The following is a 26,435-nucleotide window of genomic DNA, read 5'->3' as shown; positions in this document are numbered from 1 at the left end:
ACGGCTCAGGCGTGGATCGGCTCCGCCGGGGATTGTTCCGGGGTCGGCTTCGGGGGCGCTCCGCCGGGGCCGCCGCGGACGACGGCGAGGACCAGTAGGCCCGCCACCAGGGCCGCGATGCCGGAGATCAGGCAGATGCGGTCGAGTCCGGCCGCGAACGACTCGTGGACGAGTGTGCGCGCCGCGTCCGCGTGGGCCGGGGGCGCGGTGGCGATCACGGCGTCGGCGTGGCCGCCGCTGATGGCCTCGGCGGTCTGTCCGGCCGCCCGGGCCGGGACGGTCCCGCTGTCGTCGACCATGTCCCGCACCCGCGTCGCGAACACCGTGCCCAGGACGGCGATCCCCAGGGCGTAGCCCAGCTGTCGGAAGGTGTTGACCGCGCCGCTGGCCATGCCCGCCCGCTCCGGCGGGGCCGAGCCGAGGGCCGCCGAGACCAGCACCGGCATGGCCAGGCCGATCCCCAGACCGGCCAGCGCCAGGCCCGGGACGAAGGCCGTCCAGTCCGCGTCCGGGGTCACCATCGCCGCGTTGACCAGCGCGCCCGCGCCCACCAGCAGCAGTCCGCCGCCGAGCGACCGCCCGGGGGCGACCCGGTCCAGGAGCCGTCCGCCCGCCGCGCCGACGACCAGTGAGACGCCCGCCATCGGCGTCACCGCGAGCCCCGCCTGCACCGGGCTCATCCCCAGCACCGACTGCAGCCACAGCCCGGCGTAGGTGAGGTACGGGAAGGCCCCCGCCTGCAGCAGCAGGGCCGCGGCCATCAGCACCGCGAACGTCGGGCGGCGCAGCAGCCCCAGGTCCAGCAGTGGCTGCCGCTTTCCGCGCTCCACCGCGGCGAAGGCGAGCAGCGCGATCACGGCCGTCACCAGCGCGGCGACCGTGCCGGTGTCGGCCCAGCCCTCCTCACCGCCGCGCATCAGCCCATACGTCAGCGCCCCGGCGCACACCGTGAACGAGGCAGCGCCCGGCCAGTCGATCCGTACGCCGGATGCGCCGCGCGACTCCTCGATGGAACGGATCGTGATCCACACCGCGATCGCCGTCAGCGGCAGATTGACCAGGAAGATCGCCCGCCAGTCGAGGTACTCGGTGAGCACCCCGCCCAGCACCGGGCCGATCGCCGCGGCCGCCCCGCTCGTACCGCCCCACACCCCGAAGGCGATACCGCGGTCGCGTCCGGAGTATGTCGCCATCAGCAGCGGGGTGTTGGTGGCGAACATGGCCGCCGCTCCCACGCCCTGGACGGCGCGGGCCGCGATCAGCACCCCGGCGTCCGGTGCCAGACCGCAGACCAGGGAGGAGACCGCGAACACCGCGAGGCCGACGACATACAGCCGTCGCCGCCCGAAGAGGTCCGCCGCCGAACCGGCCACCATTAGCAGCGCGGCCAGCGCCAGCGCGTAGATGTCCATCACCCACTGGAGGGAGGTGAAGGACGCGTCCAGTCCCCGCGCCACCTGGGGCAGCGCGGTGTTCACAATCGTGACGTCTATCAACAGCATGAAATTGCCGAGCGTGATGGCGGCGAGCGGCCACCATGATCTGCGCATGACTGACTCCGGTATTCGGAACGTGCCGACAAGGGGACGCGAGGGCCGATCCCGATGACGGTCCGGCGGTCCCCGCGGCTCTTACGGTCGTCCTGACCGGTCCGCTCCTCCAGCCGGCGCCGCTCCGGTGGCGATATCCGACGTCCGCTAGCTTTGTGCGGTGGAATCCGATGCCTACGACGACCTGGACCGGGCGCTGGTGCACGCCCTTCAGCTCGACGGCCGGGCCCCCTTCAGCCGGCTCGCCGAGGTGCTGGGCGTCTCCGACCAGACCGTGGCCCGCCGCTACACCCGGTTGCGGACGACGGGAGCGATCCGGGTGCTGGGGCTCACCGACCCGGCGGCGGTCGGCGATGTGGTGTGGCTGGTGCGGGTGCGGTGCCTGCCGGACGCCGCGCTGCCGGTGGCCGAGGCGATGGCCCGGCGGACGGACACCTCCTGGGTGAATGTGCTCTCCGACGGCACCGAGGTCGCCGCGTCGACACGGGCGGCGTCCGGCCTGGACAGCGATGCCCTGCTGCTGCGCAAACTCCCGCAGACGCCACGGGTGGTGGGGGTGAGCGCACACTGCGTGCTGCATGAGTTCTACGGCGGCGAGCAGAGCCTGGTCAACAAGACCGACGCACTGACGGCCGAGCAGGTCGGGCGGCTGCGCCCGCCCGCCGCCGACCGGTCGAAGCGGCCGCGCGGACCGGTGGGCGCCGAGGACCGCAGGCTGCTGGACGTCCTCGCGCGGGACGGGCGGGCGCCGCTGGCCGAACTGGTCGCCGCCACCGGCTGGTCACCGTCGACGGTGCGCCGCCGGCTGGCCGATCTGCGCGCCGACGGCACCCTGTACTTCGATGTCGACTACACCCACCGGATGTTCCAGCAGGGTGTCACCACCACGATGTGGCTGTCGGTCAGGCCGTCGGATCTCGCCGCCACCGGGCAGACGCTCGCGGACCACCCCGAGGTGGCGTTCGCATGTGCGACCACCGGGACGAAGAATCTGATGGCGACCGTGGTCTGCGCCGATGTCCCGGCCCTCTACAGCTATCTGACGACCCGCATCGCCGAACTGCCCTCCGTCCTGGACATGGAGACCTCCCCGATCCTCCGACGGGTCAAGGGTCCGGGGCCGCTGCTCACCCCTCCCTCCCGGGTGCCCCGGCGCGCCTCCTGAACGACCCGCGCAGCGGCGGTAGTTGGAGAAAAGTCCGAAACTCTGCCGGTCGAACTCTGTTCATCTCTACGTCGGTGTAGATCTTGACGGTTGTCAGGGACCTGTCCAACTCTTGGCGTGCGCTGGATCACACCGCGCCGCCCCCTGCGCCACAAGCCTTTGAGGGGGCGTCAGAAGTGAGAAAACGGGAGGAAACCGAATGCGTCGCCTCGTCACCAGTCTCGCGGCCACCGCTGTCACCGCCGCCACCGCCATCGCCCTGGCCGCACCCGCCCAGGCCGCCCCCGCGGACAAGCCGCAGGTCCTCGCCAGCTGGACGCAGACCAGCGCCAGCAGCTACAACACCTGGGTCGCGGCGCGGAACAACCAGGGTGCCTGGGCCGCCTACGGGTTCGACTGGTCCACCGACTACTGCAGCAGCTCCCCCGACAACCCCTTCGGCTTCCCCTTCCAGACCGCCTGCGCCCGGCATGACTTCGGCTACCGCAACCACAAGGCGATGGGCATCTTCGACGCCAACAAGGCGCGCATCGACAGCGCCTTCTACGAGGACCTCAAGCGGGTGTGCAGCGCCTACAGCGGCGCCACCAAGACGTCGTGCGACGGCACGGCGTGGACCTACTACCAGGCGGTCAAGGTCTTCGGCTGACCCGTCCTGGACCGGGCCTCCCTCGGCCGCCGCCTAGGGGGCCCGGCCCATCGGCGTGCTGCCGTCACCGGCGTGCTGCCGTCATCGGCGTGCTGCCGTCATCGGCGTGCCGCGGGAAAGAGCCGCTCCAGCACCACGGCGATCCCGTCCTCCGTGTTGGACGCGGTGATCTCGTCGGCGACGGCCTTCAGATCCCGGTGCGCGTTCGCCATCGCGACCCCGTGCTTCGCCCAGCCGAGCATTGGGATGTCATTGGGCATATCGCCGAACGCGATCGCGTCGCCTGCGGCCATCCCCAGCCGGCGCGCGGCCATCGAAAGGCCCGTGGCCTTCGTCAGTCCCAGCGGTAGCAGCTCCACCAGCCCGGTACCGGCCATCGTCACCCCGACCAGGCCCCCGGCGGCCGTCCGGGCGGCGTCCGCCAGCGCGTCGTCGTCCAGCTCGGGGTGCTGGAGGTAGAGCTTGCTGATGGGCTGCGACCACAGCTCGGCCGGGTCCGTGAACGGCACCAGGGGCATCCCCTCGTGGTCCATCCGGTACCCCTCGCCGAACAGCACCTCGCCGTCCAGCCCGTCGCGGGCCGCGGCCAGCGACAGCGGGCCGATCTCCGCCTCGATCTTCTCCAGCGCCAGCAGGGCCACCTGGCGGTCCAGCGTGACGGAGGTCAGCAGCCGGTGCTCGCCCGCGTGGTAGAGCTGGGCGCCCTGACCGCACACCGCGAGCCCCTGGTAGCCGAGGTCGTCGAGTATGTGCCGGGTCACCGGGACGGTCCGCCCGGTGACCACGATGTGCGCGGCGCCCGCCGCGGTGGCCGCGGAGAGCGCGTCACGGGTCCGCGCCGAGACGGTGTGGTCGGGGCGGAGCAGCGTGCCGTCGAGATCGGTCGCGACCAGTCGATAGGGGAGCTCGTCCGTCGGTCCGGCGAGCTGTGTGTCCGTCGGTCCGGCGTTCGTCACCGTGCGACCGGTTCCAGGACCTCGCGCCCGCCCAGGAACGGCCGCAGCGCCTCGGGCACCCGCACCGAGCCGTCGGCCTGCTGGTGGTTCTCCAGGATCGCGACGATGGTCCGGGTGACCGCGCACAGCGTGCCGTTGAGCGTGGCCAGCGGACGGACCTTCTTGCCCTCGCGCATCCGGATCGAAAGCCGCCGCGACTGGAACTCGGTGGTGTTGGAGGTCGAGGTCAGCTCGCGGTACTTGCCCTGCGTCGGGATCCACGCCTCGCAGTCGAACTTCCGCGTCGCCGACGAGCCCAGGTCACCCGAGGCCAGGTCGACCACCCGGAACGGCAGCTCGAGGGAGGCCAGCCACTGCTTCTCCCAGTCCAGCAGCCGCTGGTGCTCGGCCTCGGCGTCCTCCGGGGTCGTGTAGACGTACATCTCGACCTTGTCGAACTGGTGCACCCGGAAGATCCCCCGGGTGTCCTTGCCGTACGACCCGGCCTCACGGCGGAAGCAGGAGGAGAACCCGGCGTAGCGCCGCGGCAGTTGGTCCGCGTCCAGGATCTCGTCCATGTGGTACGCGGCCAGCGGGACCTCGGAGGTGCCGACCAGGTAGAGGTCGTCCTTGTCGAGGTGGTAGACGTCCTCGGCGGCCTGGCCGAGGAAGCCGGTGCCCTCCATGGCCTTCGGCTTGACCAGCGCCGGGGTGAGCACCGGGGTGAAGCCCGCCGCGGTGGCCTGTGCCATCGCCGCGTTCACCAGTGCGAACTCCAGCAGGGCGCCGATGCCCGTCAGGTAGTAGAAGCGGGAGCCGGAGACCTTGGCGCCGCGCTCGGTGTCGATCGCGCCGAGCAGCTCGCCGAGCTCCAGATGGTCCTTGGGCGCGAAGCCCTCGGCATCGAAGTCGCGCGGGGTGCCGACCGTCTCCAGGACGGTGAAGTCGTCCTCGCCGCCGACCGGGACCGCGGGGTGGACGAGATTGCCCAGCTGGAGCAGGAGCTGCTGGGTCTCCTCCGCGGCCGCGTCCTGCTCGGCGTCGGCCGCCTTGACGGCGGCGGACAGCTCGCCCGCCTTCTTCAGCAGCTCGGCTTTCTCGTCACCGGAGGCCTTGGGGATGAGCTTGCCGAGCGCCTTCTGTTCGGCGCGCAGCTCGTCGAAGCGGACACTGGAGGACCTGCGCCGCTCGTCGGCGGTCAGGAGGGCGTCGACGATGCCGACGTCCTCTCCACGGGCGCGCTGGGAGGCGCGCACACGATCGGGGTCCTCACGGAGCAGGCGAAGGTCAATCACCCCACCAGGTTACCGGTGTGACCTCGGCTGCTCGACGCGATATTCCTTTGCGTCCCGTTTTGCCCTCTTTTGGGGCTGTGGGTAAACCGGGGAATTCCTGTGACAGCCGTCGTCAAGGAATGTCTGCGCATTCCCCGAAAAGGGGCAAAGAGGCGGCGTCGAGTCGACCTTCTTCCCTTGTGTACAGGGTGAGTTGAGGCCCGGTTGTCCACAGGGGTGAGGGGGATCCCCAGAGTTATCCACAGGCTGTGTGTGAGATCTGTGGATGTCGCGGTGATCGCCAGGCCCCCCGAAGTGCTCGGCGATGGATTCCCCTATCAAACCGCGTTCACACACTCCACAAGAGAGGAATCCCTCACTCCAAAGAGTTGGTCGAGGGAATTGGGGTGACAAGTGAGTAATGTTTGACGATGGGAGTGGATGCGGTGAATGTGACGGTATGGCCGTCTCGCCGGATTGATGATGTCGACTTATCCCCAGCGTGCCGCATCAGCCTGTGGATAACTTTTCCGCAGCGATTCCGACGATCCCCAGCAGCCGGGCGACGCTCAGCCCCGGACCCGTCTCCAGCCGCCCGGCCACCTGCCGGCGGAGTGCCCCGGCGCACGCTCGCCACGGTCGGGCCGCTACGCGTGGGCTCGGCTCAGGCCCGGCCGTCCTGGCAGCGGGCCAGCCACTCCGCCGCCTCCGTGAACGCCTCGTCCGAGGTGCCGTGCCGCAGCTCCGCCAGGTCCTCCGCCGTCACACCCGCCCGGGGATACGAGCCCAGGAACCGCACCTTCGGGCAGATCCGCTTCAGCCCCATCAGGGCCGAGCCCACCCGCCGGTCGGTGATGTGCCCCTCACAGTCCACCGAGAAGCAGTAGCGGCCGATGCCCTCGCCGGTCGGGCGCGATTCGATCCGCATCAGGTTGACCCCGCGCGCGGAGAACTCCTGCAGCAGCTCCAGCAGCGCGCCCGGGTGGTCGTCCCCGAGCCAGATCACCACGGACGTCTTGTCCGCGCCCGTCCGGGCGGCGGGCCGGGCGGGGCGGCCGGCCAGGACGAAGCGGGTCATCGCGTTCTGCGCGTCGTGGATGTCGGTGACCAGCGGCTCCAGACCGTACCTGGACGCCGCGAACTCGCCCGCGAACGCCGCGTCGTACCGCCCCTCCTGCACCAGCCGCGCGCCGTCCGCGTTCGAGGCGGCCGATTCCCACAGGGCGTCCGGGAGGTTCGCCGCCAGCCAGTTGCGGACCTGGGGCTGGGCGACCGGATGCCCGGTCACCGTCTTGATGTCCGCGAGCGCGGTGCCCGGCCGCACCAGCAGGGCGAAGCTGATCGACAGCAGCACCTCGCGGTAGATCATCAGCGGTTCGCCGGTGGCCAGCTCGTCGAGGGTCGCGGTGACGCCGCCCTCGACCGAGTTCTCGATGGGGACCAGCGCGGCCGCCGCGGCACCGGAGCGCACCGCGTCGAGCGCCACCGGCACCGAGACCATCGGCACCAGCTCCCGGGTGGCGGCCTCCGGCATGGACCGCAGGGCGGCCTCGGTGAAGGTGCCCTCGGGGCCGAGGTAGGCATAGCGGCTGGCCGACATCACGGTCGCTCCCTGTGATCAGACGAGACCGCCACGATACTCGCGTCCCCGAACCCGGCGACTCGCCGGTCATCTCTTGGACGCGGGCGACCGGGGGCGGCTCGTCCCCGTCTCCTATCCCTCCAAGAGTGCCTGACCCACGTACTCTCCCGGGGCGCAGCCCGGGGGCACCGCGAACAGCGCGCTGGCCTCGTGCCGCAGGAACCGCGACAGATCGTCGCCCAGGTCCAGCTTCCGCTGCACCGGGACGAACCCCTTCATCGGATCCGCCTGCCAGGCGATGAAGAGCAGCCCGGCGTCCGGCGCCCCGTCGTCGCGGAAGCCGTCGTGGTACGAGAAGGGCCTGCGCAGCATGGCGGCGCCCTGGTTGGACGCGGGCGCCGCGACCCGCACATGGGCGGCGCCCGCGATGGCCAGTGCACCGTCCGCGTTGACCTGGTCGAGCCGGACCGGGGTGGTCTCCGTGCCGCCGGACAGCGGGGCGCCGTCGGACTTGCGGCGGCCGACCACCTTCTCCTGCCGCTCCAGGGAGAGATGGTCCCAGGTGTCCAGCAGCATCCGGATGCGCCGGACGACCGCGTAGGAACCGCCCGCCATCCACGCGGGCTCGCCCTTCTCCGGTACGAAGATCCGCCGTTCGAAGTCGTCGTCGGCCGGCTTGGGGTTGTTGGTGCCGTCGATCTGTCCCATGAGGTTGCGGGTGGTCATGGGGCGGTCGGTGGCGCCGGGGGTGCGGTTGAAGCCGTTCATCTGCCAGCGCAGCCGGGCCGTGCCCGCGGCCTCGCGCTGCAGCGCGCGCAGCGCGTGGAAGCCGACCAGCGCGTCATCGGCGCCGATCTGGATCCACAGATCGCCGTTGCTGCGCTTGGGGTCGAGCTCGTCCGAGACGAAGTCGGGAAGCGGAGCGAGCGCCTCCGGCAGCTGGTCGTCGAGTCCCGCCTTGCCGAAGAAGGTCCGCCCGAAGCCGAAGGTGACCGTAAGGGACGAGGGACCGGCGTCGAGCGCGATCCCCGTGTCGTCCGGTGGGGTCTCGCCCGCCATCAGCTCCTGGGCCGTTCGCGACCAGCGGCGCAGCAGTGCGGCGGCCGCCTTACGGTTCGCACCGGGCGCCAGGTCGAAGGCGAGCAGATGGCCATGGGCCTGGAGAGGGGTGGTGATGCCCGCCTGGCGCCTGCCGTGGAAGGGCACGGCGGTCGCGCCCAGGGAGCTGAGGGGTTCGGGTGCCTCCCGCGTCGCCTCGGACGCGTAGGCTCCGGCGGCTCCGCCGGCGACCAGTCCGGCCGCGCCGGCGGCACCCGCCGAGCCCAGTAGACGCCGCCGGGAGATGCCGGACGAGGGTGCTTGCTCTGTCGTCATTGAGCGACTTTCACGTTCCTGGTCTCCGTCACCTGGTCGATGTCGGAGGTTCGTACGGTCAGGGAGAGCTGCCAGGTGCCGGCCATGGGGAGCTGGACGGTCTTGGCGCTCCAGTGCCCGGTCGAGAGGCGCTCGAGCGGGATGCGCAGCGGCCCGATCCCCTTCGACTTGAGCGTCAGCGACAGCTTGACCTCGGGGACGTCCACGGGACGGTCCGCCAGGTCGGTGGTGAAGACATGCAGCGCGTTGTCACCCGGCAGAGCGGGTTCGATCATGACAACGGCCTTGCCGCGGCCGCTCTTGGGGCCCGTGTCATAGGGGACGAGCACGCTCACCGGGTCGACGTTCAGCTGGCCGCCGGGCTTCGTGGCCGAGGCGCTCGCCTGCTCGGTCTCGGCCCGGCCGGGCTGGGTGCCGCTCAGCACGGTGGCCACCGCCAGCAGCACGATGGCGACGATGGTCTCGGCGATCACCGACCGGCGCAGACCGCTGCGCTCGAGGTCGGCGTCGCGCTCCCGCAGCGTGGTGGTCTTGTCCTTGGCGGCCCGCTGACGGGCGAGCTGGGCGGCGCGTTCGGGATCGTCGTCGGCGGCGTCGGTGTCGGCGCTGTCACCGGGCCCGTCTCCGGACTCGGTCTCGGCGTCGGCAGGGGTGTCGAGAGCCGCGTCGGCCGCGCCGGTACGGACCGGCCGCGCGGCCTTCACCGCTGCCTTGGCCTCAGCCTGGGTCCCGGCCTCCGCCTCCGCGTCCGAAGCCGCCGAAGCCGCCTTTGACCCGCTCTCCGCCTCGGCCTCCGTCTCCTCCGCCGTGGCATCCGTAAGGCGGCCGGTCCAGCGTCGCGAGATGGCCGCGATGGCCAGGAGCACCGCCACCAGACCCACCTTGACCAGCAGCCATCGCCCGTATTCGGTGTCGGTCAGCGCGCCCCAGGAGCCCACCTGCCGCCACGACTGGTACAGCCCGGTGACCACCAGGGCGACGACCGAGCCGAAGGCGAGCCGCGAGAAGCGGCGCACGGCCGCCCGCCCGATCGGCTCACCCGCCCGGAGCGTCACCGCGAGCGAGGCCAGACCGCCCAGCCACACTCCGACCGCGATCAGATGGATCATGTCCACCGGCATGGCGAGCTGCCGCTGGAGGCCGACCGAGGCGTGCTCGGCCATCGCCCAGGTCGCGGAGAGGCCCACCGCCATCACCGTGCCGCCGAAGCCCAGGCCGAAAGCGAGGTCCTGGCGGCGCCGTGCGTCCGCCTCCCGCTCCCCGGTGCGACGGGTGTACGAGCCGAAGAGGACGGCCAGGAAGACCGCCGCCGCGCCGAGCAGCAGCAGCCGGGACAGCAGCGCCGCGCCCGGCTTGGTGGAGAGCACCTCGCCCAGCCTGCCGAGGTCGAGGATCCCGCCGATCCCCTCGCCGTCGGTGTACGGCCCGCGCAGCAGCAACAGCAGCAGGCTGGCCGTGAAGACCGTCACCCAGCCGCCCACGGCGATCTTCCGCACCGGGCGGGAGGACCGGCAGAACCCGGCGAACACACTGCCGCCGACCAGGGCCGCGAAACCGCCGTAGGCGGCGTACCGGCCGATTCCGTAGAGCGTGCTCACGGTGCTGTCGGACGCCTCGCCCGTGGGTACCTTCGCCGTGGTCTTGGACGGGGCGCCGATGGAGAAGGTGAACGCGCCGCTCACCGGGTGGCTGTCCTCCGAGACCGCCTTCCACGCCACCGTGTAGGTGCCGTCCGGAAGCCCGGAGTGCAGCCCGGCGGCGGCGGTCGACGACTTGCCGCCGACATGGGCGGTCTTCCCGGTGTCCACGCGCTTGCCCTTGGGGTCGAGCACGCGCACCGAGTCGCCGGAGAGCAGCACGCCCTCCGAGAAGTTCAGCGTGACCTCCCTGGGCGCGGTCTTCACCACCGAGCCGTCGGCGGGGTCGGTCGAGGTGAGCGCGGCATGCGCGGACGCGGAGCTCGCGCCCACACTCAGCGCGCACAGCAGCGCGGCGAGCAGGGTGCCGCAGATCGCCATCAGCCGCCGGGCGGTCGCGGTGGTCCGGGAGGGGGTCGCGGTGGGCCCGGCGGGGGCCAGGGAGGTCAGCGAGGGCATCGGGTGTCAGTCCTTGGGGCGGTACGTCGTCGGCTCGACCGGGACTTTGATCTCGATGGGGGCGGATGTGGCGAAGTGCAGGGTGAAGCTGACCTTCTCACCGACCTTCGGCCGGTGGGAGAGGTTTGTCAGCATCAGATGATCTCCGCCGGTGGACAGCTCGACCCGGTCGTTCGCCGGGACCTCGAGCGAGCTCACCTGTTTCATCCGGGTGCCCTTGGTGGTGTGCAGGGTGACCTCGGAGGCGAGCGGGGTGGTGACGGACGTCAGCTCGTCGGCGCCGCCACCGGCGTTCCGTACGGTCAGATAGCCCGCTGCCATGTCGGTCATGGGCGGCTGGGAGACATAGGCGCCCGTCACGGACAGCTTGGGGTCGCTCCCGCCCTTCCCGCCGTCGCCCGAGCAGGCGGCGAGCGCGGCGGACAGACCGAGGGCGAGGACGGCGGCGGCCGCCTTACGGAGGCCGGGAATGCCAGGAACTGCCGCCGTCACGGGTTCCGCCCCTCGATGATCTTCGGCAGATCCTTGGCGTAACGATCCGCCGTGGCGTTCGTCGTGTAGATCCAGTGACCCTTGTCGTCCTTGGGCGAGAAGCCGACCACCTCGGCGCCGTGGCTGACGGTGATGCTGCCGTCCTTCTCCTTCTTCGGCTTCTCGATGAAGATGCCCAGCGGCCGCGCGGCGGCCTGGATGGTGTTGAAGTCTCCGGTCAGGCCGACGAAGTCGGTGCCGCCCTGGGCGTCCAGCCAGGAACGCATCCGCTTGGGGGTGTCCCGAGCCGGGTCGGTGCTGACGAAGACGACCCGCAGCTTCTCCCGCTCGGCCTTGGGGAGCTTCTTCACGGCGAGGCCGACGTTGCTCATGGTCAGCGGGCAGACGTCCGGGCAGTGGGTGTAGCCGAAGAAGAGCAGGGTGGGCCGGCCCTTGGTCTCCTTGAGCAGGTCGTACTTCTTGCCGTCGGTGTCGGTGAGGGCGAGGTCCGGCTTGGCCTTCGCCTGATCGAGGACGATGGCCTGCCCCGACTTCTGGCCGCCCTTGACCTCGGCGGCGGCCGCGTTGTCGCCCTTGCCGCCGCTGTCCGAGCCGCCGCAGGCGCTGAGGGTGAGAGCGGCGGTGGCGACGATGGCGGTGGCCAGGATTTTGGTGCGCATGGAGCTGTTCTCCAAAGAGAGAAGTGGTTCGGTGGCGCGCGGGGGGCGGCGGACACGGGGTCCGCCGCCCGCGCCGGGATCACACGGTCGGTTCACGACCGGCGGTCACCGGCGGTACCGGCGTACGGTCGGGTGGTCGGCGGTCAGGCGGAGCGGCGGCGGCTGACGACCACGCCGTAGGCGACACCGGCGGCGCCGATGACGATGCCGACGATGCCCAGCACCCGGGCCGTGGTGTCGCTGCTGTCCTTGTCGTCGGAGGAGTCGGCCGAGGCGGAGTTCTCGGCGCCGGCCTTCTCGGAGCCGCCGTCCTTGCCCTGTCCGGAGGACGCGGCGGCGTCATGGCCGTCCGAGCCCTCGGCCGGGGCGACCAGCTTGAGCACCGGCGCCGGGTTCTCCGGTTCGGCGGCGCCCTCCTTGGGCTCCTCGATCCAGCGCACGACCTCCTTGTCGTCGTACGTCTGGAGCGCCTTGAAGGCGAGCTGGTCGGCGTCGTCGGGCAGCTGGCCGACCGACAGCGGGAACTGCTGGAACATCCCCGGCTCGACCTTGCCGCCGGACCAGGTGACCTTGGTGACCGCCTCGCTGATCTTCTCGCCGTGCATCTCCATGGGCTTGGGGAGCTTGGACTTGGTGACCTTGACGTCCCAGCCGGGCACCGGCTGGGGCATCACCGAGGCGAGCGGATGGTCGGCGGGCAGGGTCACCTCGAGCTTGACGGTGGAAGCGTCGTCGCGCTCGTTCGGCACCTTGAAGTTGATGGTGCTGTAGCCGCCCTGCTCGGCCTCGCCGGGCTGCACGCTGACGTGCGCGAAGGCGGGGCCCGCGGTGAGCAGCACCAGGCCGCCCGCGGTGAGGGCTCCGATGACCGGCAGACGGCGGAGACGCATGGCGTTCATGTCAACACTCCAGGGACAGGAATGATCAGATGGGTGGGCGCGCGTGCGGCGACGTCGCGGCCACCCTCCGGTCCCGCTGGAGGAGTGTCGCGTCGGTCAGGCCGCGAGGTCGCAGGCCGGCGGTCCTCGCCTGATCACGCTGTGCTGGAGGGCGAGGGCCGTCGTCCCGCCCTCGTCCCGGTCGGCCGTGCGGGGACGGCACGGCCCGCCGTAAGGCGCCCCCGAAGGGGCCAGGAGCACCCGTACAAACGTCAGGGCGGCGCGCAGCGCCCGTACGAGCGCGGCCTCCGCGACCCCGCGCGCCCCGTCCACCGACAGGCGCACCGCCCGCCATACGGCCATCTCGCCCCGGCGCAGCAGCCAGCCGATGGCGAGCGCGGCGAGCAGATGGCCCAGGGTCATGGGCAGCGACGGCAGCAGGCCCGCCATCCCGGCCGCCCGCTCCGCCGGGGCGGCGGACGACGGCATGGTGTGCGGGCTGTGCGCGGCGGACGGGCCGAGGCCCGCGTGCGCGACGATCCGATGGGCCGTGGCGGCGTCGAGCCGTCCGGGGCCCGACGTGCACAGCAGCCTGGCGGCCAGGCCGATGATGTGACCCTGGGCGGCGTCCGCCCGCTGGGCTGCCTCCTCGGCCGCCGACGCCCGGTGCTGCCCGAGCGCGAAGAGGGTGTGCAGCGCGAGCTGCCCGATGGCCAGCAGGGCCGCTATCCCGGGCAGCGACCGCTCCCGCCCGGCCAGCGTCAGCGCCACCGTGAACACCGCCGCGCAGCCCACGCCCACCGTCCACAGCGGCACGGTCGCGCAGGAGGCCAGCACGTGCCCCGCCGCGGACAGCACGACGCAGACCGCGGTGAAGACCGCGGCCCGCAGCATTCGCAGATCGGCGCCGGCACGGGCGACAGGGGAAGCCATGGCGGCGACATCATCCCACTGGGAGGGCGCGTTCCCTACGGCGGGTGGGGCGTACCGGCGCACACCAGGACAGGCCCATACACCGGTTCGCGCATCGAGCGCGTCCGCCGAATGAGCGGAGTCACGTTGATAAGACGCTTACGGACCATGGACCCAGGCAATACGTAACGGTATGTCGAGCCGCGGCCGGGAGGCTGGAGCATGAGCATCTGGTGGTCACTCCATTTGCCCCGCGAGGCGGCGAGCGTTCCGCTCGCACGACGACTGCTCCTCGGCACCATGGAGACGGCCGGAGTCGATCCGGAGATCTCCTACGATCTGTCGGTCGCCCTCTCCGAGGCGTGTGCGAACGCGGTGGAGCACGGGGGTCGCGACGGCACGGGCGGGGATTACCGAGTCACGGCCTATATCGACGGCGACACCTGCCGTATCGAGGTCACCGACTCCGGCCCCGGCTTCGCCGGACGCGGCGCCGTCCGCCGCGAGGGCCGCACTCGGAACGAGCGGCGTCCGGCGGGCGCGCCGAGACCACAGCAGCCGCGCAGCCCGGCTCCGCCACAGGCGGAGCACGGGCGGGGGCTTTTTCTCATCGAGGCTCTCACCGACCATGTCCGCTACCGGGACCGTCCGGGGCGTGGCGGGGTGGTGGTGAGCTTCGACAAGATCCTCAAGTGGCGTGAAGGGGCGCTGCTGAGGGCGTCGTAACCGTGTCGTAGCCCTTCAAGGAACTCAGGACGTCAGGTGGCCGTCCGGCCGGTCTGGCCGGTCTCCTCGGTCTCCTCGGTCTGGTCGGTCTCCTCGGGCGGCAGGGCACGGCACAGCGCGTCCAGCGCTCCCGCGAAGGAGTGCTCGGGCGGGGTCGCGTAGCCCACCACGAGCCCGTCGGGGTGGGGTGTGGTGGCGTCCGGGTGGCGGTAGTCGCCGAGGCCGTCGAGCGCCAGCCCCTGCCAGGCGGCGGCGCGCAGGGCGGACCGCTCGGTGCCGGGCGGTAGCTCCAGCACCGCGTGCAGACCGGCCGCGATCCCCGAGACGCGGACATGGGGCGCGCGTTCGGCGAGGGTGGTGACGAGCTGATCGCGCCGACGGCGGTAGCGCTGGCGCATACGGCGCACATGGCCGTCGTATCCGCCCGATTCGATGAAGTCCGCGAGGGTCAGCTGGTCGACGACGCCGGTCCAGCCCTCGCGCTCCCCCTTGGCGGCCAGCACGCGGTCGACCAGCTGGTCCGGCAGGACCATCCAGCCCAGCCGCAGGGCCGGGGAGAGGCTCTTGCTGACCGAGCCGAGGTAGAGCACCCGGTCGGGGCCGAGGCCCTGGACGGCGCCCACCGGACGGCGGTCATAGCGGAACTCCCCGTCGTAGTCGTCCTCCAGGACCAGACCGCCGCTCTCCCGCGCCCAGGCGACGGCCGCGGCCCGCCGCTCGGGGTGCAGCGGACCGCCGGTGGGGAACTGGTGGGCGGGGGTGAGCAGGGCCGCCCGTAGGCCGTCGAGGGAGGTCAGTCCATCCGTAAGGGCGCCATCGGCGTCCAGCGGAAGCGGGATCGTGTGGATCCCGGCGGAGCTGAGCAGCGAGCGGTGGAAGGCCAGGCCGTAGGACTCGACGGCCATCCGGGGACGCAGCAGCCGGGTGCCGCTCAGCAGCTGCAGGGCGTGCGCGAAGCCCGAGCAGACGACGATCCGTCCGGGGTCGGTACGGACGCCGCGGGCGCGGGCGAGGTAGTCGGCCAGGGCGCGGCGCAGCTCCGGGCGGCCGCGCGGATCACCGGGACCGAACGCCTCATGCGGCGCGGCGGTCAGCGCGCGGCGGGTCGAGGCGAGCCAGGCGGCGCGGGGGAAGGCGGCGGCGTCCGGCTGGCCCTGCAGCAGGTTGTGCACCGGTCGCGGGGCTGGCCGGCGCGCGCGAGGGCCGCCGCTCGCCCCGGCCGACCGCCCGCCGGGCCCCCGGCCGGGCGTGCGCCGCCGGGGCGGGGGCGGTGCGGGGCGCGGCGCCACCCGGGTTCCGGAGCCTTGGCGGGCGGTGAGCCAGCCCTCGGCGACCAGCTCGGCATAGGCGTCGGCGACCGTGTTCCGGGCGATGCCCAGGTCGGCGGCGAGGGAGCGGTAAGGCGGCAGCCGGGTGTCCGGGGCGAGCCGGCCGTCGCGGATGGCCTCGCGCAGCGCGGCCATCAGGGCGGTCCTGCGGCTGCCCGCGCGGGCGAGCTCCAGATGGAGATCACTGCCGAGGATCTCCGCCGAATTGACCCATGAATCCGCCATGGAAATGCACCCTACAGAGGGTCGCTTAGCGGCCTAATCTCATTCCCATGACGACAACGACAGCGACAGCGACGACGGCACAGACGACGACCACAGCGGCGACGGCGACGCGGCAGACCGGGCGGGTCGACTTCGCGAAGGCCGCCCCCAAGGCGTTCAAGGCGCTGATCAGCTTGGACGCGGCCGCCCGCGAGGGCCTGGACCCGGCCCTGGTGGAGCTGGTGCAGATCCGCTCCTCCCAGCTCAACAACTGCGCCTACTGCCTCCATATGCACACCACCGACGCCCATGAGGCGGGCGAGAGCGATGAGCGCATCGCCCTGGTGGGGGTCTGGGAGGAGGCCGGTAAGGGCGGGTTCTACACCGAGAAGGAGCAGGCCGCCCTGGCGCTCACCGAGGCGGTCACGCTGCTGCCGGGCGGTGTCCCGGACGAGGTCTACGAGCGGGCCGCCCGGCACTTCGAGGAGCGGGAGCTGGCCCAGCTCATCGCCCTCATCTTCACGATCAACTCCTGGAACCGGATCGCGGTGACCACCCGCAAGGTGCCGGGGCAGGGCTGAGAACGCACCGTGGGGAGCGGCGTCGCCGCTCCCCACCGGACCACGTGATCACACGATGAGCCGCCGCCTCACGCGGTGAGGCGGGCCATCCACGCCTCGACGTCGTCGGCGGTCCGCGGCAGCGCGGCCGACAGCACGCGGTTGCCGTCCTCCGTCACCAGGATGTCGTCCTCGATCCGCACGCCGATGCCCCGGTACTCCTCGGGCACGGTCAGGTCGTCGGGCTGGAAGTACAGCCCCGGCTCGACCGTCAGGCACATCCCGGGCTCCAGGGTGCCGTCCACATAGGTCTCGGTACGGGCCACGGCGCAGTCGTGGACGTCCATGCCGAGCATGTGGCCGGTGCCGTGCAGCGTCCAGCGCCGCTGCAGCCCCAGCTCCAGCACCCGCTCCACCGGGCCCTCGACAAGGCCCCACTCGACGAGTCTGGTGGCCAGGACGTGCTGGGCGGCGTCGTGGAAGTCGCGGTACTTCGCACCCGGCCGGACCGCGGCGATGCCCGCCTCCTGCGCCTCGTACACCGCCTCGTAGATCTTGCGCTGCAGCGGGCTGTAGGTGCCGTTCACCGGCAGCGTGCGGGTCACGTCGGCGGTGTAGAGGGTGGTGGTCTCCACGCCCGCGTCCAGGAGGAGCAGATCGCCGGAGCGGACCGGGCCGTCGTTGCGCACCCAGTGCAGCGTGGTGGCGTGGGGGCCCGCGGCGCAGATGCTGCCGTAGCCGACGTCGTTGCCCTCGACCCGGGCCCGAAGGAAGAACGTTCCTTCGATATAGCGCTCGGAAGTCGCCTGCGCCTTGTCCAGCACCTTGACGACGTCCTCGAAGCCGCGCGCCGTCGAGTCGACGGCCGCCTGCAGCTGTCCGATCTCGAAGTCGTCCTTGACCAGGCGCTGCTCGCTGAGGAAGACCCGCAGCTCCTCGTCGCGCTCAGCGGTGACCTTGTCGGTCAGCGCGGCCTCCAGAGCGGCGTCGTGACCGCGCACGATACGGACCGGGCCGGTCGCGGCCCTGAGCTCGTCGGCCAGCTCGCGGACGTCCTTGGCGGCCAGGCCCAGCCGCTTCTCGGCCTCCGTGAGGCTGAGCCGGCGGCCGACCCACAGCTCGCCGTGGCCGTCCAGCCAGAACTCGCCGTTCTCCCGGTTGGAGCGCGGCAGCAGGTACAGCGTCGCGGTGTGGCCGCCGCCCGCCTCGGGCTCCAGTACCAGCACACCGTCCTCGGTCTGGTCGCCGGTGAGGTACGCGTACTCGGTCGAGGCGCGGAAGCCGTAGTCCGTGTCGTTGGAGCGGGTGCGGAGATTGCCCGCGGGGATGACCAGGCGGTCGCCCGGGAAGCGCGCGGAGAGCGCGGCGCGGCGGCGGGCGGTGTGCGGAGCCTGTTCGACGGGCTCCAGGTCGTGCAGCTCGGTGTCCGCCCAACCGGACTGCATGTTCGCCGCAAGCTCATCGGAAACGCCTGGGTAGAGGCCGTTCTTCCGCTGCTTGATGGGCTCCTCGCCTTCCGGGTTCTCCGGGGCTTCGGGAGTGGGCTCCTCGGTCACGTCTTCCTCCTCGAACTGGACCCCACCCATCGTATGTGCGGGGGCGCGACGGCAGGGAGGGCCCGCAGCGCGGGGCGACCACGGCTCCAGCGGGCGCAGTGGTCCCCCTCGAGCCTCAGCCGAACTCGCGCCTCAGCCGAACTCGCGCCTCAGCCGAACTCGCGCCCCAGCCGAACTCGCGCCCCAGCCGAACTCGCGCCTCAGTCGAAGTGGGCCACGAGCAGGACGAGGTCCTCGGTGCCGTCCTCCGAGGGCCGCCCCACGGGGGCCGCCGGGCCGTCGGGGAGGACCGTACGGAGCACATGGTCGGCGAAGGCGTCCGGATCGCCCCGGACACCCTTGGGCGCGCTCGCCGCGGCCGTGTGCAGCCGGGTGAAGGCCCGGTCCATCGGCTCACCGGTGCGGTGGAGCAGCCCGTCGCTGTAGAAGAGGAGCGTCTCCCCGGACGACGGTTCGATCTCGACGCTGGGCGCCTCCCAGCACGAGAGCATCCCCAGCGGCGCGGACAGGGTGGTCTCCACGAACTCGGTGCGCCGCTCCCCGGTGAGCAGCGGCGGGCAGTGCCCGGCCCCGGCCAGCACCACCTTGCGCGTGCCGGGCTCGCAGTAGGCGAAGAGGGCGGTCGCGGAGCGAGCGGGCTCGGTGAGCCGCAGCAGCAGCTCCAGATCGGACAGGACGGCGACCGGGTCCTCGCCCTCCATCACCGCGTACGCCCGCAGCGAGGCCCGCAGCCGCCCCATCGCGACCACGGCGCTCGGCCCGGAACCGGTGACCCCGCCCACCGAGAGCCCGAGCGCCCCGTCCGGCAGCGGCAGCGCGTCGTACCAGTCCCCGCCGCCGTGCGGACCGGGGTGGTGGCGAACGGCCAGACGCACCCCGGGGACGCGGGGCAGCCGGGTGGGCAGCAGCTCCTCCTGGACGGTCGCGACGGCGGCGCGGGCGCGGGACAGCTCGAGCAGCCGGGCGATGTGCGCGGCGGCGTACTGGCAGTACAGGCCCACGAGATGGCGCTGGCGCTCCCCGGGCTCGGCGGGCTCGTCGTAGAGCCAGGCGGCTCCGCCGAGCCGCCCGGAGGGCCCGCCGGCGCCCATGGCGGCGCCGATCCCGGGCGGGGCCGCGGCGGCCGGTGCGGCATCGCGCCCGTGGCCGGTGCCGGGGGCGCTCGCCGTGCCGGGCGTGCCGAGGGCCGGACGGTCGCCCGCGCCCGCCGGGGAGCCGGTGCCGGACCCGTCCGCGTCGGGGGCGGGCGCGGGGATGGCGGTGAGGCCGGGCGCGGTACAGGGGGTGGTCCGGAACGGGTCCAGCGGCACCGCATAGCTCGCGGCGAAGCCGAGCCGTGCGGCCACCTCGCGGTGGCGCGGGTCGAGGTCGGCCTCGCCGGCGATATCGGGGTGGGTCACATCGGCACGCCGCTCACCACCGGGCTCCGGCAGCCCGTCGAGGAGATGACCGGCGGAGGCGGAGCCGCGGGGAATGGTCTCGATCTGGCCGAGATCGGCGTGGCCGAGGCCGAGCCCCACGGTGGTCACCGGGCCGAGTCCGTCGGCCGGTTCGAGCGCCACCAGCCCGCGCCGGGCGCCGACCAGGGCCGCGCCCGCGCGCAGCAGTTCACGCAGCGCCTCGTCGAGCGTGCCGGTCCTGACCAGTCGCTCGGTGAGCTCATGAAGGGTGGTGAGATCCGAGACCCAGCTCGCGAGCCGGTCCTGGACACCGGAGTTGGCATCAATCAGGGGCGGGGGAACGGGATCCGGGACGGGGTCCGCAGTTTGCGTGGGCGAGGGGAGGGAAGGATCGATTCCAGCCACTTTCGGCGCGTGGGGCGAGTTCATGGCCCGCTGCCTTCACCCGCCGGGTCCGGCTCGCTCAATAGCATCGCAAACCCCCTGTCGTGCTGCGCCGCTACTGTGCCGCTACTGTCTCCAGATGTACACGGAGCGGAGATGCGATGTCCAGCATCGTCCCGGTGGTCTTGTTGGTGTCTGGGGGGAATTGAACTTGGCTGAAAAAAAGTCGTTAGGCTGTCCCTTCGAGGTCGACTGACGTCATTCGACAGCGCGTCGTCTCCATCGCGGCGGGTACACATTCGGAGAAGGGGCAGGGGCAGTTCGGATCGCCCCGGAACCCCGCGGCCGGTCCAGGCGTCATAGACCACAACGGCCGCGCCCATCCCCGAGTGGCGAGGAACGCACCAACCGGACGGCAAGCGCCATGCGCGCGCCACCCCTCGCCACGTTCCACGCTCGGCCTGCGGCATGATGCGCTGCCTTGTACGCGCAGTGACTTGTGATCCACCTGCTGTGACGGGTCGAACGATGCCGCACAGCGCCACGTAGTGCCAAGTGAAGTGCCATCTGAAGTGCGATGTAGTGCGACGGACAGCCCTCGGCGTTAACGGAAAGGAACGAGCGCTCATGCGCGAGATCCTCGGAAGGCGACGCAAGTTCTCGCTGCGGCGCGGCGCGCGATCGCCGCTGCTGCGTGCGGCGCTCACCTGCGCCACCGAGTGGCAGTGGCCCGTGGTCCCGGGCGTCGGACTCCGGTCCGGCGGCGGACGGCCCCGGGTATGCGGCTGCCCTGACCCGGAATGTGTGGTTCCGGGTGGTCATCCGTTCGACCCTGTTCTCCTTGCCGCCACCACCGACGAGCGGATGGTGCGCTGGTGGTGGGCCAACCGGCCCAGCGCGCCCCTGCTGCTGGCCACCGGCGGCCTCGCGCCCTGCGCGGTGAGCCTGCCCGCGGTCGCCGGAGCGCGGGCGCTGGCGGCCTTCGACCGGGCGGGGGTGCGGCTCGGCCCGGTGGTCGCCACACCCACCCGCTGGTCGCTGCTGGTGGAGCCGTACTCCCTCGAAGACCTCGGCGAGCTGCTGAACCAGCAGGACTGGGTGCCCAGCTCACTGCGGTTCCACGGCGAGGGCGGCTATGTGGTGCTGCCGCCGTCGCAGACGGGCCTCGGGCGGGTGCGCTGGGAGCGGCCGCCGCTGCGCCGCTCCGGGCGGCCCTGGCTGCCTCAGGTGGACACCGTGGTGAACGCTTTGGTCGAGGCGAGCACCAGCGCGCCCGACGGAGGCAGCCGGCTCGCCTATTGAGGGCGGGCCCCGGGTGCGGGGGTTCGGGGGCCGCTGAGCGCGAGGCTCAGGGGCAGGGATGTGTGGGGCTCGGAGGCCGGGGAGGCGTTTCCCCGGGCTCCGGGCCCGCTCTTTTCCGGCGTGGGCTCCGGAGCCCGCTCTTTCCCGGCGGTACGGCGCTCTCAGGGGCGCTCTCAGGGCAGCATGCCGAAATTCAGGGCGCTGGGGTTCCGGGTTCCGAGGTACGTGGTTCCGGGCTGCGTGGCCAGGCTTCGCGCTGCGGTTTTCGGGCTCAGGCTCCGGGCTCGGGATCCGAACTCACGTTCCGGGCTCGCTTCGGGGTCCGGGATCAACTCCCGTGCCGCCGAGGGCAATTGGTCCGTACCTTCTCCCGGCCGCCTCGTGCCGCCCCGCCCGCCTCTCGCGTCGGCGTCCGGACGCGGACATGGAAGCGCCCGGTCGCTGGCGACGGGGGATGCACCAGCGACCGGGCTTTTAGAACCGTAACAAGAGATCGGCCGATAGCAAATTCGATCGCGGATTTCCGGACGTCTATTTGCAGGGCGTAACGGTGAGTTGTGAGCAGCGTCACGTCACCCGTTGGCGCCCTCCGGCCGTTCGGCGACCGTCAGCTCAGCGTCACCTGACGGTTGGTGAGACCGCCCCGGGCGCGCCGCTGCTCGGGCGTCAGCGGGGCGTCGGAGGCGAGCGCCTCCGCGAGCCGCTCGGCGAGGTCCACGGCCGGCTTCTCGGTGTCCTCGGCGCTCATCCCGCGTGGCAGATCCCACACCGGCACCGTGAGCCCATGGGCCCGGAAGGAGCCCACCAGCCGGGTGTTCTCGCCGAGGGAGGAGGCACCCGCGGCGTGCAGCCGGGCGAGCGCGTCGAGCAGCTTCTCCTCGGGGTGGGACATCACCCAGCGCAGGTGGTTCTTCTCCGGCGTCTCGCACCAGTAGGCCGCCTCCACGCCGGTGAGCCGGGCGGTGGGGATCGCGGCCGCGTTGGCCCGTTCCAGGGACGCGGCGACCTCTCCGGTCGCGTTCGCGGCGTCGTCCAGCCAGAACTCGAACCCCTCGTGCAGGGTCGGCGAGAAAGTGCCCTTCGGGTCGAGCAGATCCTGCAGCCGCGGACCGTCGCTGGGAGCCCGCTCGGCGGCCACCGGAGTGCCCGGATCGGCGGTCAGCGCCCGGCGCAGGGTGTCGGCCAGGTCGCGGCTGATGTCACCGGAGGGCGTGTCGTTCTGCAGACCGAGCAGCACGGCGCCGCTGTCGCGGCGCAGCGCGGGCCACGCCATGGGCAGCACGGTCGCCAGGGTGACCGACGGAACCCCCTCGGGCAGCCCCTCGGCGAGAGCCAGCTCGACGGTCGCGGCGGGCACCAGCTCGCGCAGGGCCACCCAGTCGCATTCGTTGGGGAGCCCCTCGAAGGGGCGCTGCACCAACTCGGTGGCGGCGTGTGCGGCTTCCCTGCCGTGACAGGCCTTGTAGCGACGGCCCGAACCGCACGGGCAAGGCTCCCGCGCGCCCACCACAGGGATCTCGCCGTTGGCGGCCTGTGGGCCTGCGGCCTTCGTCTGGGGGCGGCGCTTCTTGGCCATGGTGAGACTGTCTCCCGATCTGCGGCTCAGGGCTTGCTCGTACGCCCGTGACGGTCTGCGTACGGCCGTGGCAGTGCTCTCTTACGGCGCGTACGACTGGTACGGGCGCGAGCCTAGCCCTTTGGCCGAACCGCGTCGGCTCCATGAGCCGCGTCGGCTAGGCGAGCTCGTCCAGATCGGCGAAGTCCAGCTCGCGATCGAAATCGGGGTCGATGTTCGCCTCGAGGTTCGAGCCCAAGTTCGCGTCGAGATCAGCCTCGAGGTTCGGCCCGAGATTCGGCCCCAGGTTCGCGTCGAGACTGGCGTCGAGATTCGTCTCGAGGCTCGGGTGCAGCCCGGAGGTCAGCTCCGCACTCAGGTCGGGGGAGAGATCCGGAGGAAGCATGACGCGACGGGTGAAATCGCCGTCAGGTGGAAGAAGGGCCCATACGGTGACCTCGCCGACTCCGTCCCGCACGCCCCATTCCTCGGCCAGCGACATGATGATGTTCAGCCCGCGACCGCCGCGTGCGGTGACCGAGGGATTGGCCGGAAGTGGCCTTGTGGGGCCTCCGCCATCCGTCACTTCGACCGTCAGTCGGTCGTCCTCGCCGACGCTCCATGCAGCCCGGACCGTGCCGCCGCCATGGCCGGAACGCCAAGGGCGACCATGTCGCCATGCATTACTGAGTAGTTCTGAAAGGATCAATACAGCGTCGTCTATGACCGAATCCGATACCCCAGTCCTGCCCAAATCGACACGCATCCGCTGTCTTGCCGCGCGGACACCCGCAGGACCATGGGGTACGGCCATGGTCGACGACGTCGGCACCTGCCGTGCCACCACCAACGCCACCCCCGAGACCTCCTTCGCCCCACGCCACGGGATGAATGCCCCGCGGTGCTGGAGCGGAAACCGGCCAAGTGGCATCGCGTGACGCACTCGTCACGATCGAATACGTACCGAACGCGCCGGTGCACGCCTTGTAATGCCCATTATGAGCGTCCGAGTTGGGACAGTACCTGTTTGGGGCGATTGGTGATCAGTGCGTCGACCCCGAGGCGGACGCACAGGTCGACGTCCTCCGGTTCGTCGACGGTCCACACGTGCACTCGGTGCCCCTCGCGCTGCAGTCGCGCCACATAGCCGGGATGGTTCCGCACGATCCGGATGCTCGGCCCCGCGATCCGCACCCCGGCCGGCAGCTGCCCGTCCCGGTGGCGCGGCAGTATGAACTGCATCAGGTAGACGGTCGGGATGGCGGGGGCCCCGCTGCGGATCCGGTGCAGGGAGCGCGCTGAGAAGCTCATCACACGGACGGGTGAACGTTCGCCGGGCGGCGGGGCGTCCAGGTCGTAGCGGCGCAGCAGTGCGAGCAGCCGCTCCTCCACCTGGCCCGCCCACCGGGTGGGATGCTTGGTTTCGATCGCCAGTTCGATACGGCGTCCCGCGTCGGCGATGAGCGCCAGAAGCCGTTCCAGGGTGAGGACGGAGATGCTGTCCCGGCTGTCGCGGTCCGGCTCCTCCTTGTCGGTGGCCCGGCCCTTCCAGGAGCCGAAGTCCAGGGCCGCCAGATCGGACAGCTCCAGTGCCGAGACCGCGCCCCGGCCGTTGGAGGTGCGGTCGACGCGGCGGTCATGGACACAGACGAGGTGGCCGTCGGCGGTCAGCCGGACATCGCACTCCAGGGCGTCGGCGCCCTCCTCGATTGCCTTACGGTAGGCGGCCAGGGTGTGCTCCGGGGCATCCTCGGAGGCCCCGCGATGGGCGACGACGGAGACGGTGGGCGGCCCGGGGTGGCTGTCCCGGGCAGGGCGCTCATAGGTCACCGCGTTATGGTGCCACCGCCCGGTGACAGCCGGTGGACTCGGCCCCTCCGTACGTTCGCACGGAATGGCGGTGGGTCGAATTGTCCGGGATAAAGGGTGGTAGTCCGCAGGACCGCCGCTCCTTACGGCCGTCTGACGCGCTGTGGGAAAAGCTGACGACGGTAAGACGTACACGTGGGCCGTCGAGGAAATCTGTCGTGCACCTGAGGAGATTGCTGTGAGCACCGAGAACGAGGGCTCTGCCGTTCCGCCCGCGCCCGGGCCGCATCCGGCCCCTCCGGCGCCGCACCCGAACCCGGCCGTGCCACCCGCGCCGGACTATGAGCCCTCCGCGGGCAGGCAGCCGACCGCATCCGACGCGCCAATAGGCTCGCCCGACGCGGCAGGGCAGCCGGGAGCCCCCAACCCCGCGTCCGGCGCCTCGGGACCCGGAGCGGACGCCGGACAGGCCGGCACGTGGTGGTCGGCCGACGGCGGACAGCAGCCCGGCGGCCCGGGCGAAGGACAAGGCGGGCAGGGCGGCCCGGGCGGACCGTGGGGGACCGCTCCCGTGCCGCCCCCCGGCCCGTCCGAGCGCAAGCCCCGCGGGCTGGTCGCCGCCCTGCTGGCCGCCGTACTGGTCGCGGGCGCCATCGGCGGCGGCATCGGCTTCTGGGCCGCCGACCGGGAGGGCGACGGCAGCGACACCACCACCGTCTCCGCCTACGGCAACCCCAAGACGGAGAGCCGCGCGCCCGGCTCGGTGTCGAGCATCGCCAACAAGACCCTGCCCAGCGTCGTCACCATCGAGGCCCAGGGCAACAACGGCGAGAGCGGCACCGGCACCGGCTTCGTCTACGACAAGCAGGGCCACATCCTCACCAACAACCACGTCGTCGCCTCGGCCGCCGACAACGGCAAGCTGACCGCCACCTTCTCCAACGGCAAGCGGTACACGGCCCAGGTCGTCGGCCGCGCCCAGGGCTACGACGTCGCCGTGGTCAAGCTCAAGAACGCCGCGGGCGCCAAGCTCAACCCGCTGCCGCTCGGCAACTCCGACCGGGTCGCCGTGGGCGACGCCACCGTCGCCATCGGCGCCCCCTTCGGCCTCTCCGGCACCGTCACCACCGGCATCGTGAGCGCCAAGAAGCGCCCGGTCGCCTCCAGCGACGGAGGCGGCGGCAACGCCTCGTACATGAGCGCCCTGCAGACCGATGCCTCCATCAACCCGGGCAACTCCGGCGGCCCGCTGCTCAACGCGGACGGCGGCGTCATCGGCATCAACTCCGCCATCCAGTCCGCCGGCAACGGCAGCGGCCTCGGCGAGTCCCAGCAGTCCGGCAGCATCGGCCTCGGCTTCGCGATCCCGATCAACCAGGCCAAGAACGTCGCCGAGCAGCTGATCAAGACCGGCCAGCCCATCTACCCGGTGATCGAGGCCACGGTCAGCACGAAGGACTCCACCAACGGCGCCACCATCGCCTCCAACGGCACCGGCGGCAGCCCCGCCGTCGTCCCCGGCGGCCCGGCCGACAAGGCGGGCCTCAAATCCGGCGACGTGATCACCAAGCTGGACGACACGGCCATCGACAGCGGCCCGACCCTCATCAGCGAGATCTGGACCCACCAGCCGGGCGACAAGGTCACTCTCACCTACAAGCGCGGCGGCAAGGTGTCCAAGGCGGACGTCACCTTGGGGAAGCGCAAGGGCGACAGCTGACACGCTAGGCTGATCCCCGCGCCACCGCGAGTGGCGCGGGGAGGCTTGCCCGAGCGGCCTAAGGGAACGGTCTTGAAAACCGTCGTGGCAGCGATGTCACCGAGGGTTCAAATCCCTCAGCCTCCGCAAGTGAACGGCCCCTGACCAGGCAAGACAGTCGGGGGCCGTCGCCATGTGCGCTACCCGCCGGACACCGCCGTTCCCCATGATTCCCCGACCGATCGGGCACGGCAGGGGCACGGCCGGACACCTGCTGAGCGGGCCCCGCCTGTCGGCGGTTCATGGTCGTTCGGGCGCACCGGTTGCTTCAGTGTCCGGTTGTTGA

General features: G+C 71.8%; 22 protein-coding genes and 1 tRNA gene. 7 read left to right on the top strand and 16 right to left on the bottom strand.

All coding sequences use genetic code 11. The features are described from left to right. Positions 1–5: 5 nt before the first annotated feature. Positions 6–1,550, bottom strand: coding sequence for an MFS transporter (locus tag AS97_RS23245; protein ID WP_086705872.1), 1,545 nt, complete (start codon positions 1,548–1,550; stop codon positions 6–8). Between the two features lie 160 nt (positions 1,551–1,710). On the opposite strand from AS97_RS23245, the gene AS97_RS23240 reads away from it, so the two are divergent. Continuing rightward, positions 1,711–2,715, top strand: a complete 1,005-nt coding sequence (locus tag AS97_RS23240; protein WP_059143680.1) for an Lrp/AsnC family transcriptional regulator — start codon at positions 1,711–1,713, stop codon at positions 2,713–2,715. 199 nt (positions 2,716–2,914) lie between these two features. Further along, complete coding sequence (locus tag AS97_RS23235) at positions 2,915–3,364, top strand: phospholipase (protein ID WP_059143679.1); 450 nt, start codon at positions 2,915–2,917, stop codon at positions 3,362–3,364. Between the two features lie 98 nt (positions 3,365–3,462). On the opposite strand, the gene AS97_RS23230 is transcribed toward AS97_RS23235, so the two are convergent. The 9 genes from AS97_RS23230 to AS97_RS23190 all read right to left on the bottom strand — a co-directional run bounded on the left by AS97_RS23230 (position 3,463) and on the right by AS97_RS23190 (position 13,587). After that, positions 3,463–4,320, bottom strand: coding sequence for an HAD family hydrolase (locus AS97_RS23230; RefSeq protein WP_210565588.1), 858 nt, complete (start codon positions 4,318–4,320; stop codon positions 3,463–3,465). After that, a complete protein-coding gene (gene serS, locus AS97_RS23225; protein ID WP_210565587.1) occupies positions 4,317–5,594 on the bottom strand; it encodes a serine--tRNA ligase in 1,278 nt (425 codons plus the stop codon). The genes AS97_RS23230 and serS overlap by 4 nt, the downstream gene beginning before the upstream one ends. A 643-nt stretch (positions 5,595–6,237) precedes the next feature. Beyond that, positions 6,238–7,173 carry a prephenate dehydratase gene (gene pheA / locus AS97_RS23220; protein ID WP_086705870.1) on the bottom strand — a complete coding sequence of 312 codons (936 nt, stop codon included), beginning with the start codon at positions 7,171–7,173 and terminating at the stop codon, positions 6,238–6,240. 114 nt (positions 7,174–7,287) lie between these two features. Further along, positions 7,288–8,529: an iron uptake transporter deferrochelatase/peroxidase subunit gene (gene efeB, locus AS97_RS23215; protein ID WP_210565586.1), complete on the bottom strand. Its 1,242-nt coding sequence runs from the start codon at positions 8,527–8,529 to the stop codon at positions 7,288–7,290. After that, positions 8,526–10,625 (bottom strand): copper resistance protein CopC, encoded by a 2,100-nt coding sequence (locus AS97_RS23210; RefSeq protein WP_210565585.1) that lies wholly within the window; start codon positions 10,623–10,625, stop codon positions 8,526–8,528. Before AS97_RS23210 ends, efeB begins: the two co-directional genes overlap by 4 nt. A 6-nt stretch (positions 10,626–10,631) precedes the next feature. Further along, complete coding sequence (locus AS97_RS23205) at positions 10,632–11,117, bottom strand: copper chaperone PCu(A)C (RefSeq protein ID WP_210565584.1); 486 nt, start codon at positions 11,115–11,117, stop codon at positions 10,632–10,634. After that, positions 11,114–11,776: an SCO family protein gene (locus AS97_RS23200; RefSeq protein WP_059143673.1), complete on the bottom strand. Its 663-nt coding sequence runs from the start codon at positions 11,774–11,776 to the stop codon at positions 11,114–11,116. Before AS97_RS23200 ends, AS97_RS23205 begins: the two co-directional genes overlap by 4 nt. 143 nt (positions 11,777–11,919) lie before the next feature. Continuing rightward, positions 11,920–12,666 carry a YcnI family protein gene (locus AS97_RS23195; protein ID WP_059143809.1) on the bottom strand — a complete coding sequence of 249 codons (747 nt, stop codon included), beginning with the start codon at positions 12,664–12,666 and terminating at the stop codon, positions 11,920–11,922. A gap of 105 nt (positions 12,667–12,771) precedes the next feature. Then, entirely contained in the window at positions 12,772–13,587 is an 816-nt protein-coding gene (locus AS97_RS23190; RefSeq protein WP_210565583.1) for a hypothetical protein, read from the bottom strand. A 201-nt stretch (positions 13,588–13,788) separates the two neighbouring features. Between AS97_RS23190 and AS97_RS23185 the strand changes: the two genes are divergently transcribed. Then, complete coding sequence (locus AS97_RS23185) at positions 13,789–14,292, top strand: ATP-binding protein (protein ID WP_014061889.1); 504 nt, start codon at positions 13,789–13,791, stop codon at positions 14,290–14,292. A 32-nt stretch (positions 14,293–14,324) separates the two neighbouring features. Here the strand turns inward: AS97_RS23185 and AS97_RS23180 are convergent, their stop codons facing one another. After that, positions 14,325–15,845: a PLP-dependent aminotransferase family protein gene (locus AS97_RS23180; protein WP_125756460.1), complete on the bottom strand. Its 1,521-nt coding sequence runs from the start codon at positions 15,843–15,845 to the stop codon at positions 14,325–14,327. A gap of 47 nt (positions 15,846–15,892) precedes the next feature. Between AS97_RS23180 and AS97_RS23175 the strand changes: the two genes are divergently transcribed. Beyond that, entirely contained in the window at positions 15,893–16,405 is a 513-nt protein-coding gene (locus AS97_RS23175) for a carboxymuconolactone decarboxylase family protein (protein WP_210565582.1), read from the top strand. A 68-nt stretch (positions 16,406–16,473) separates the two neighbouring features. Here the strand turns inward: AS97_RS23175 and AS97_RS23170 are convergent, their stop codons facing one another. Together AS97_RS23170 and AS97_RS23165 are read right to left on the bottom strand one after the other, a co-directional pair. Next, complete coding sequence (locus AS97_RS23170) at positions 16,474–17,970, bottom strand: aminopeptidase P family protein (protein WP_059143669.1); 1,497 nt, start codon at positions 17,968–17,970, stop codon at positions 16,474–16,476. A gap of 170 nt (positions 17,971–18,140) precedes the next feature. After that, entirely contained in the window at positions 18,141–19,769 is a 1,629-nt protein-coding gene (locus tag AS97_RS23165) for a PP2C family protein-serine/threonine phosphatase (RefSeq protein ID WP_086705864.1), read from the bottom strand. Positions 19,770–20,351: 582 nt separating this feature from the next. Here AS97_RS23165 and AS97_RS23160 point away from each other — a divergent pair. Next, positions 20,352–21,026, top strand: coding sequence for a bifunctional DNA primase/polymerase (locus AS97_RS23160; protein ID WP_210565581.1), 675 nt, complete (start codon positions 20,352–20,354; stop codon positions 21,024–21,026). Between the two features lie 607 nt (positions 21,027–21,633). Here the strand turns inward: AS97_RS23160 and AS97_RS23155 are convergent. The 3 genes from AS97_RS23155 to AS97_RS23145 form a co-directional block, all read right to left on the bottom strand. Beyond that, entirely contained in the window at positions 21,634–22,602 is a 969-nt protein-coding gene (locus AS97_RS23155; protein WP_059143667.1) for a DUF5926 family protein, read from the bottom strand. A 157-nt stretch (positions 22,603–22,759) separates the two neighbouring features. Next, positions 22,760–23,437, bottom strand: a complete 678-nt coding sequence (locus AS97_RS49040; RefSeq protein WP_312846943.1) for an ATP-binding protein — start codon at positions 23,435–23,437, stop codon at positions 22,760–22,762. A gap of 140 nt (positions 23,438–23,577) precedes the next feature. Beyond that, a complete protein-coding gene (locus tag AS97_RS23145) occupies positions 23,578–24,411 on the bottom strand; it encodes a glycerophosphodiester phosphodiesterase (RefSeq protein WP_059143666.1) in 834 nt (277 codons plus the stop codon). A gap of 217 nt (positions 24,412–24,628) precedes the next feature. Between AS97_RS23145 and AS97_RS23140 the strand changes: the two genes are divergently transcribed. Both AS97_RS23140 and AS97_RS23135 read left to right on the top strand, forming a co-directional pair. Then, positions 24,629–26,110 (top strand): trypsin-like peptidase domain-containing protein, encoded by a 1,482-nt coding sequence (locus AS97_RS23140; protein WP_059143665.1) that lies wholly within the window; start codon positions 24,629–24,631, stop codon positions 26,108–26,110. A gap of 39 nt (positions 26,111–26,149) precedes the next feature. Continuing rightward, a tRNA-Ser gene (locus AS97_RS23135) sits at positions 26,150–26,236 on the top strand. Positions 26,237–26,435: the final 199 nt, after the last annotated feature.

It is taken from the genome of Streptomyces sp. AgN23 (genome assembly GCF_001598115.1).
Lineage (GTDB): Bacteria > Actinomycetota > Actinomycetes > Streptomycetales > Streptomycetaceae > Streptomyces > Streptomyces antimycoticus.
The sequence above is the reverse complement of the archived record's forward strand: the minus strand, read 5'-3'. Positions and strand labels throughout refer to the sequence as shown.

Coding starts and splice junctions, on each gene's coding strand:
- AS97_RS23245 (WP_086705872.1), bottom strand. CDS start 1,550: ATGCGCAGATCATGGTGGCCGCTCGCCGCCATCACGCTCGGCAATTTC.
- AS97_RS23235 (WP_059143679.1), top strand. CDS start 2,915: ATGCGTCGCCTCGTCACCAGTCTCGCGGCCACCGCTGTCACCGCCGCC.
- pheA (WP_086705870.1), bottom strand. CDS start 7,173: ATGTCGGCCAGCCGCTATGCCTACCTCGGCCCCGAGGGCACCTTCACC.
- efeB (WP_210565586.1), bottom strand. CDS start 8,529: ATGACGACAGAGCAAGCACCCTCGTCCGGCATCTCCCGGCGGCGTCTA.
- AS97_RS23210 (WP_210565585.1), bottom strand. CDS start 10,625: ATGCCCTCGCTGACCTCCCTGGCCCCCGCCGGGCCCACCGCGACCCCC.
- AS97_RS23200 (WP_059143673.1), bottom strand. CDS start 11,776: ATGCGCACCAAAATCCTGGCCACCGCCATCGTCGCCACCGCCGCTCTC.
- AS97_RS23195 (WP_059143809.1), bottom strand. CDS start 12,666: ATGCGTCTCCGCCGTCTGCCGGTCATCGGAGCCCTCACCGCGGGCGGC.
- AS97_RS23190 (WP_210565583.1), bottom strand. CDS start 13,587: ATGGCTTCCCCTGTCGCCCGTGCCGGCGCCGATCTGCGAATGCTGCGG.
- AS97_RS23185 (WP_014061889.1), top strand. CDS start 13,789: ATGAGCATCTGGTGGTCACTCCATTTGCCCCGCGAGGCGGCGAGCGTT.
- AS97_RS23180 (WP_125756460.1), bottom strand. CDS start 15,845: ATGGCGGATTCATGGGTCAATTCGGCGGAGATCCTCGGCAGTGATCTC.
- AS97_RS23175 (WP_210565582.1), top strand. CDS start 15,893: ATGACGACAACGACAGCGACAGCGACGACGGCACAGACGACGACCACA.
- AS97_RS23170 (WP_059143669.1), bottom strand. CDS start 17,970: ATGGGTGGGGTCCAGTTCGAGGAGGAAGACGTGACCGAGGAGCCCACT.
- AS97_RS23165 (WP_086705864.1), bottom strand. CDS start 19,769: ATGAACTCGCCCCACGCGCCGAAAGTGGCTGGAATCGATCCTTCCCTC.
- AS97_RS23160 (WP_210565581.1), top strand. CDS start 20,352: ATGCGCGAGATCCTCGGAAGGCGACGCAAGTTCTCGCTGCGGCGCGGC.
- AS97_RS23155 (WP_059143667.1), bottom strand. CDS start 22,602: ATGGCCAAGAAGCGCCGCCCCCAGACGAAGGCCGCAGGCCCACAGGCC.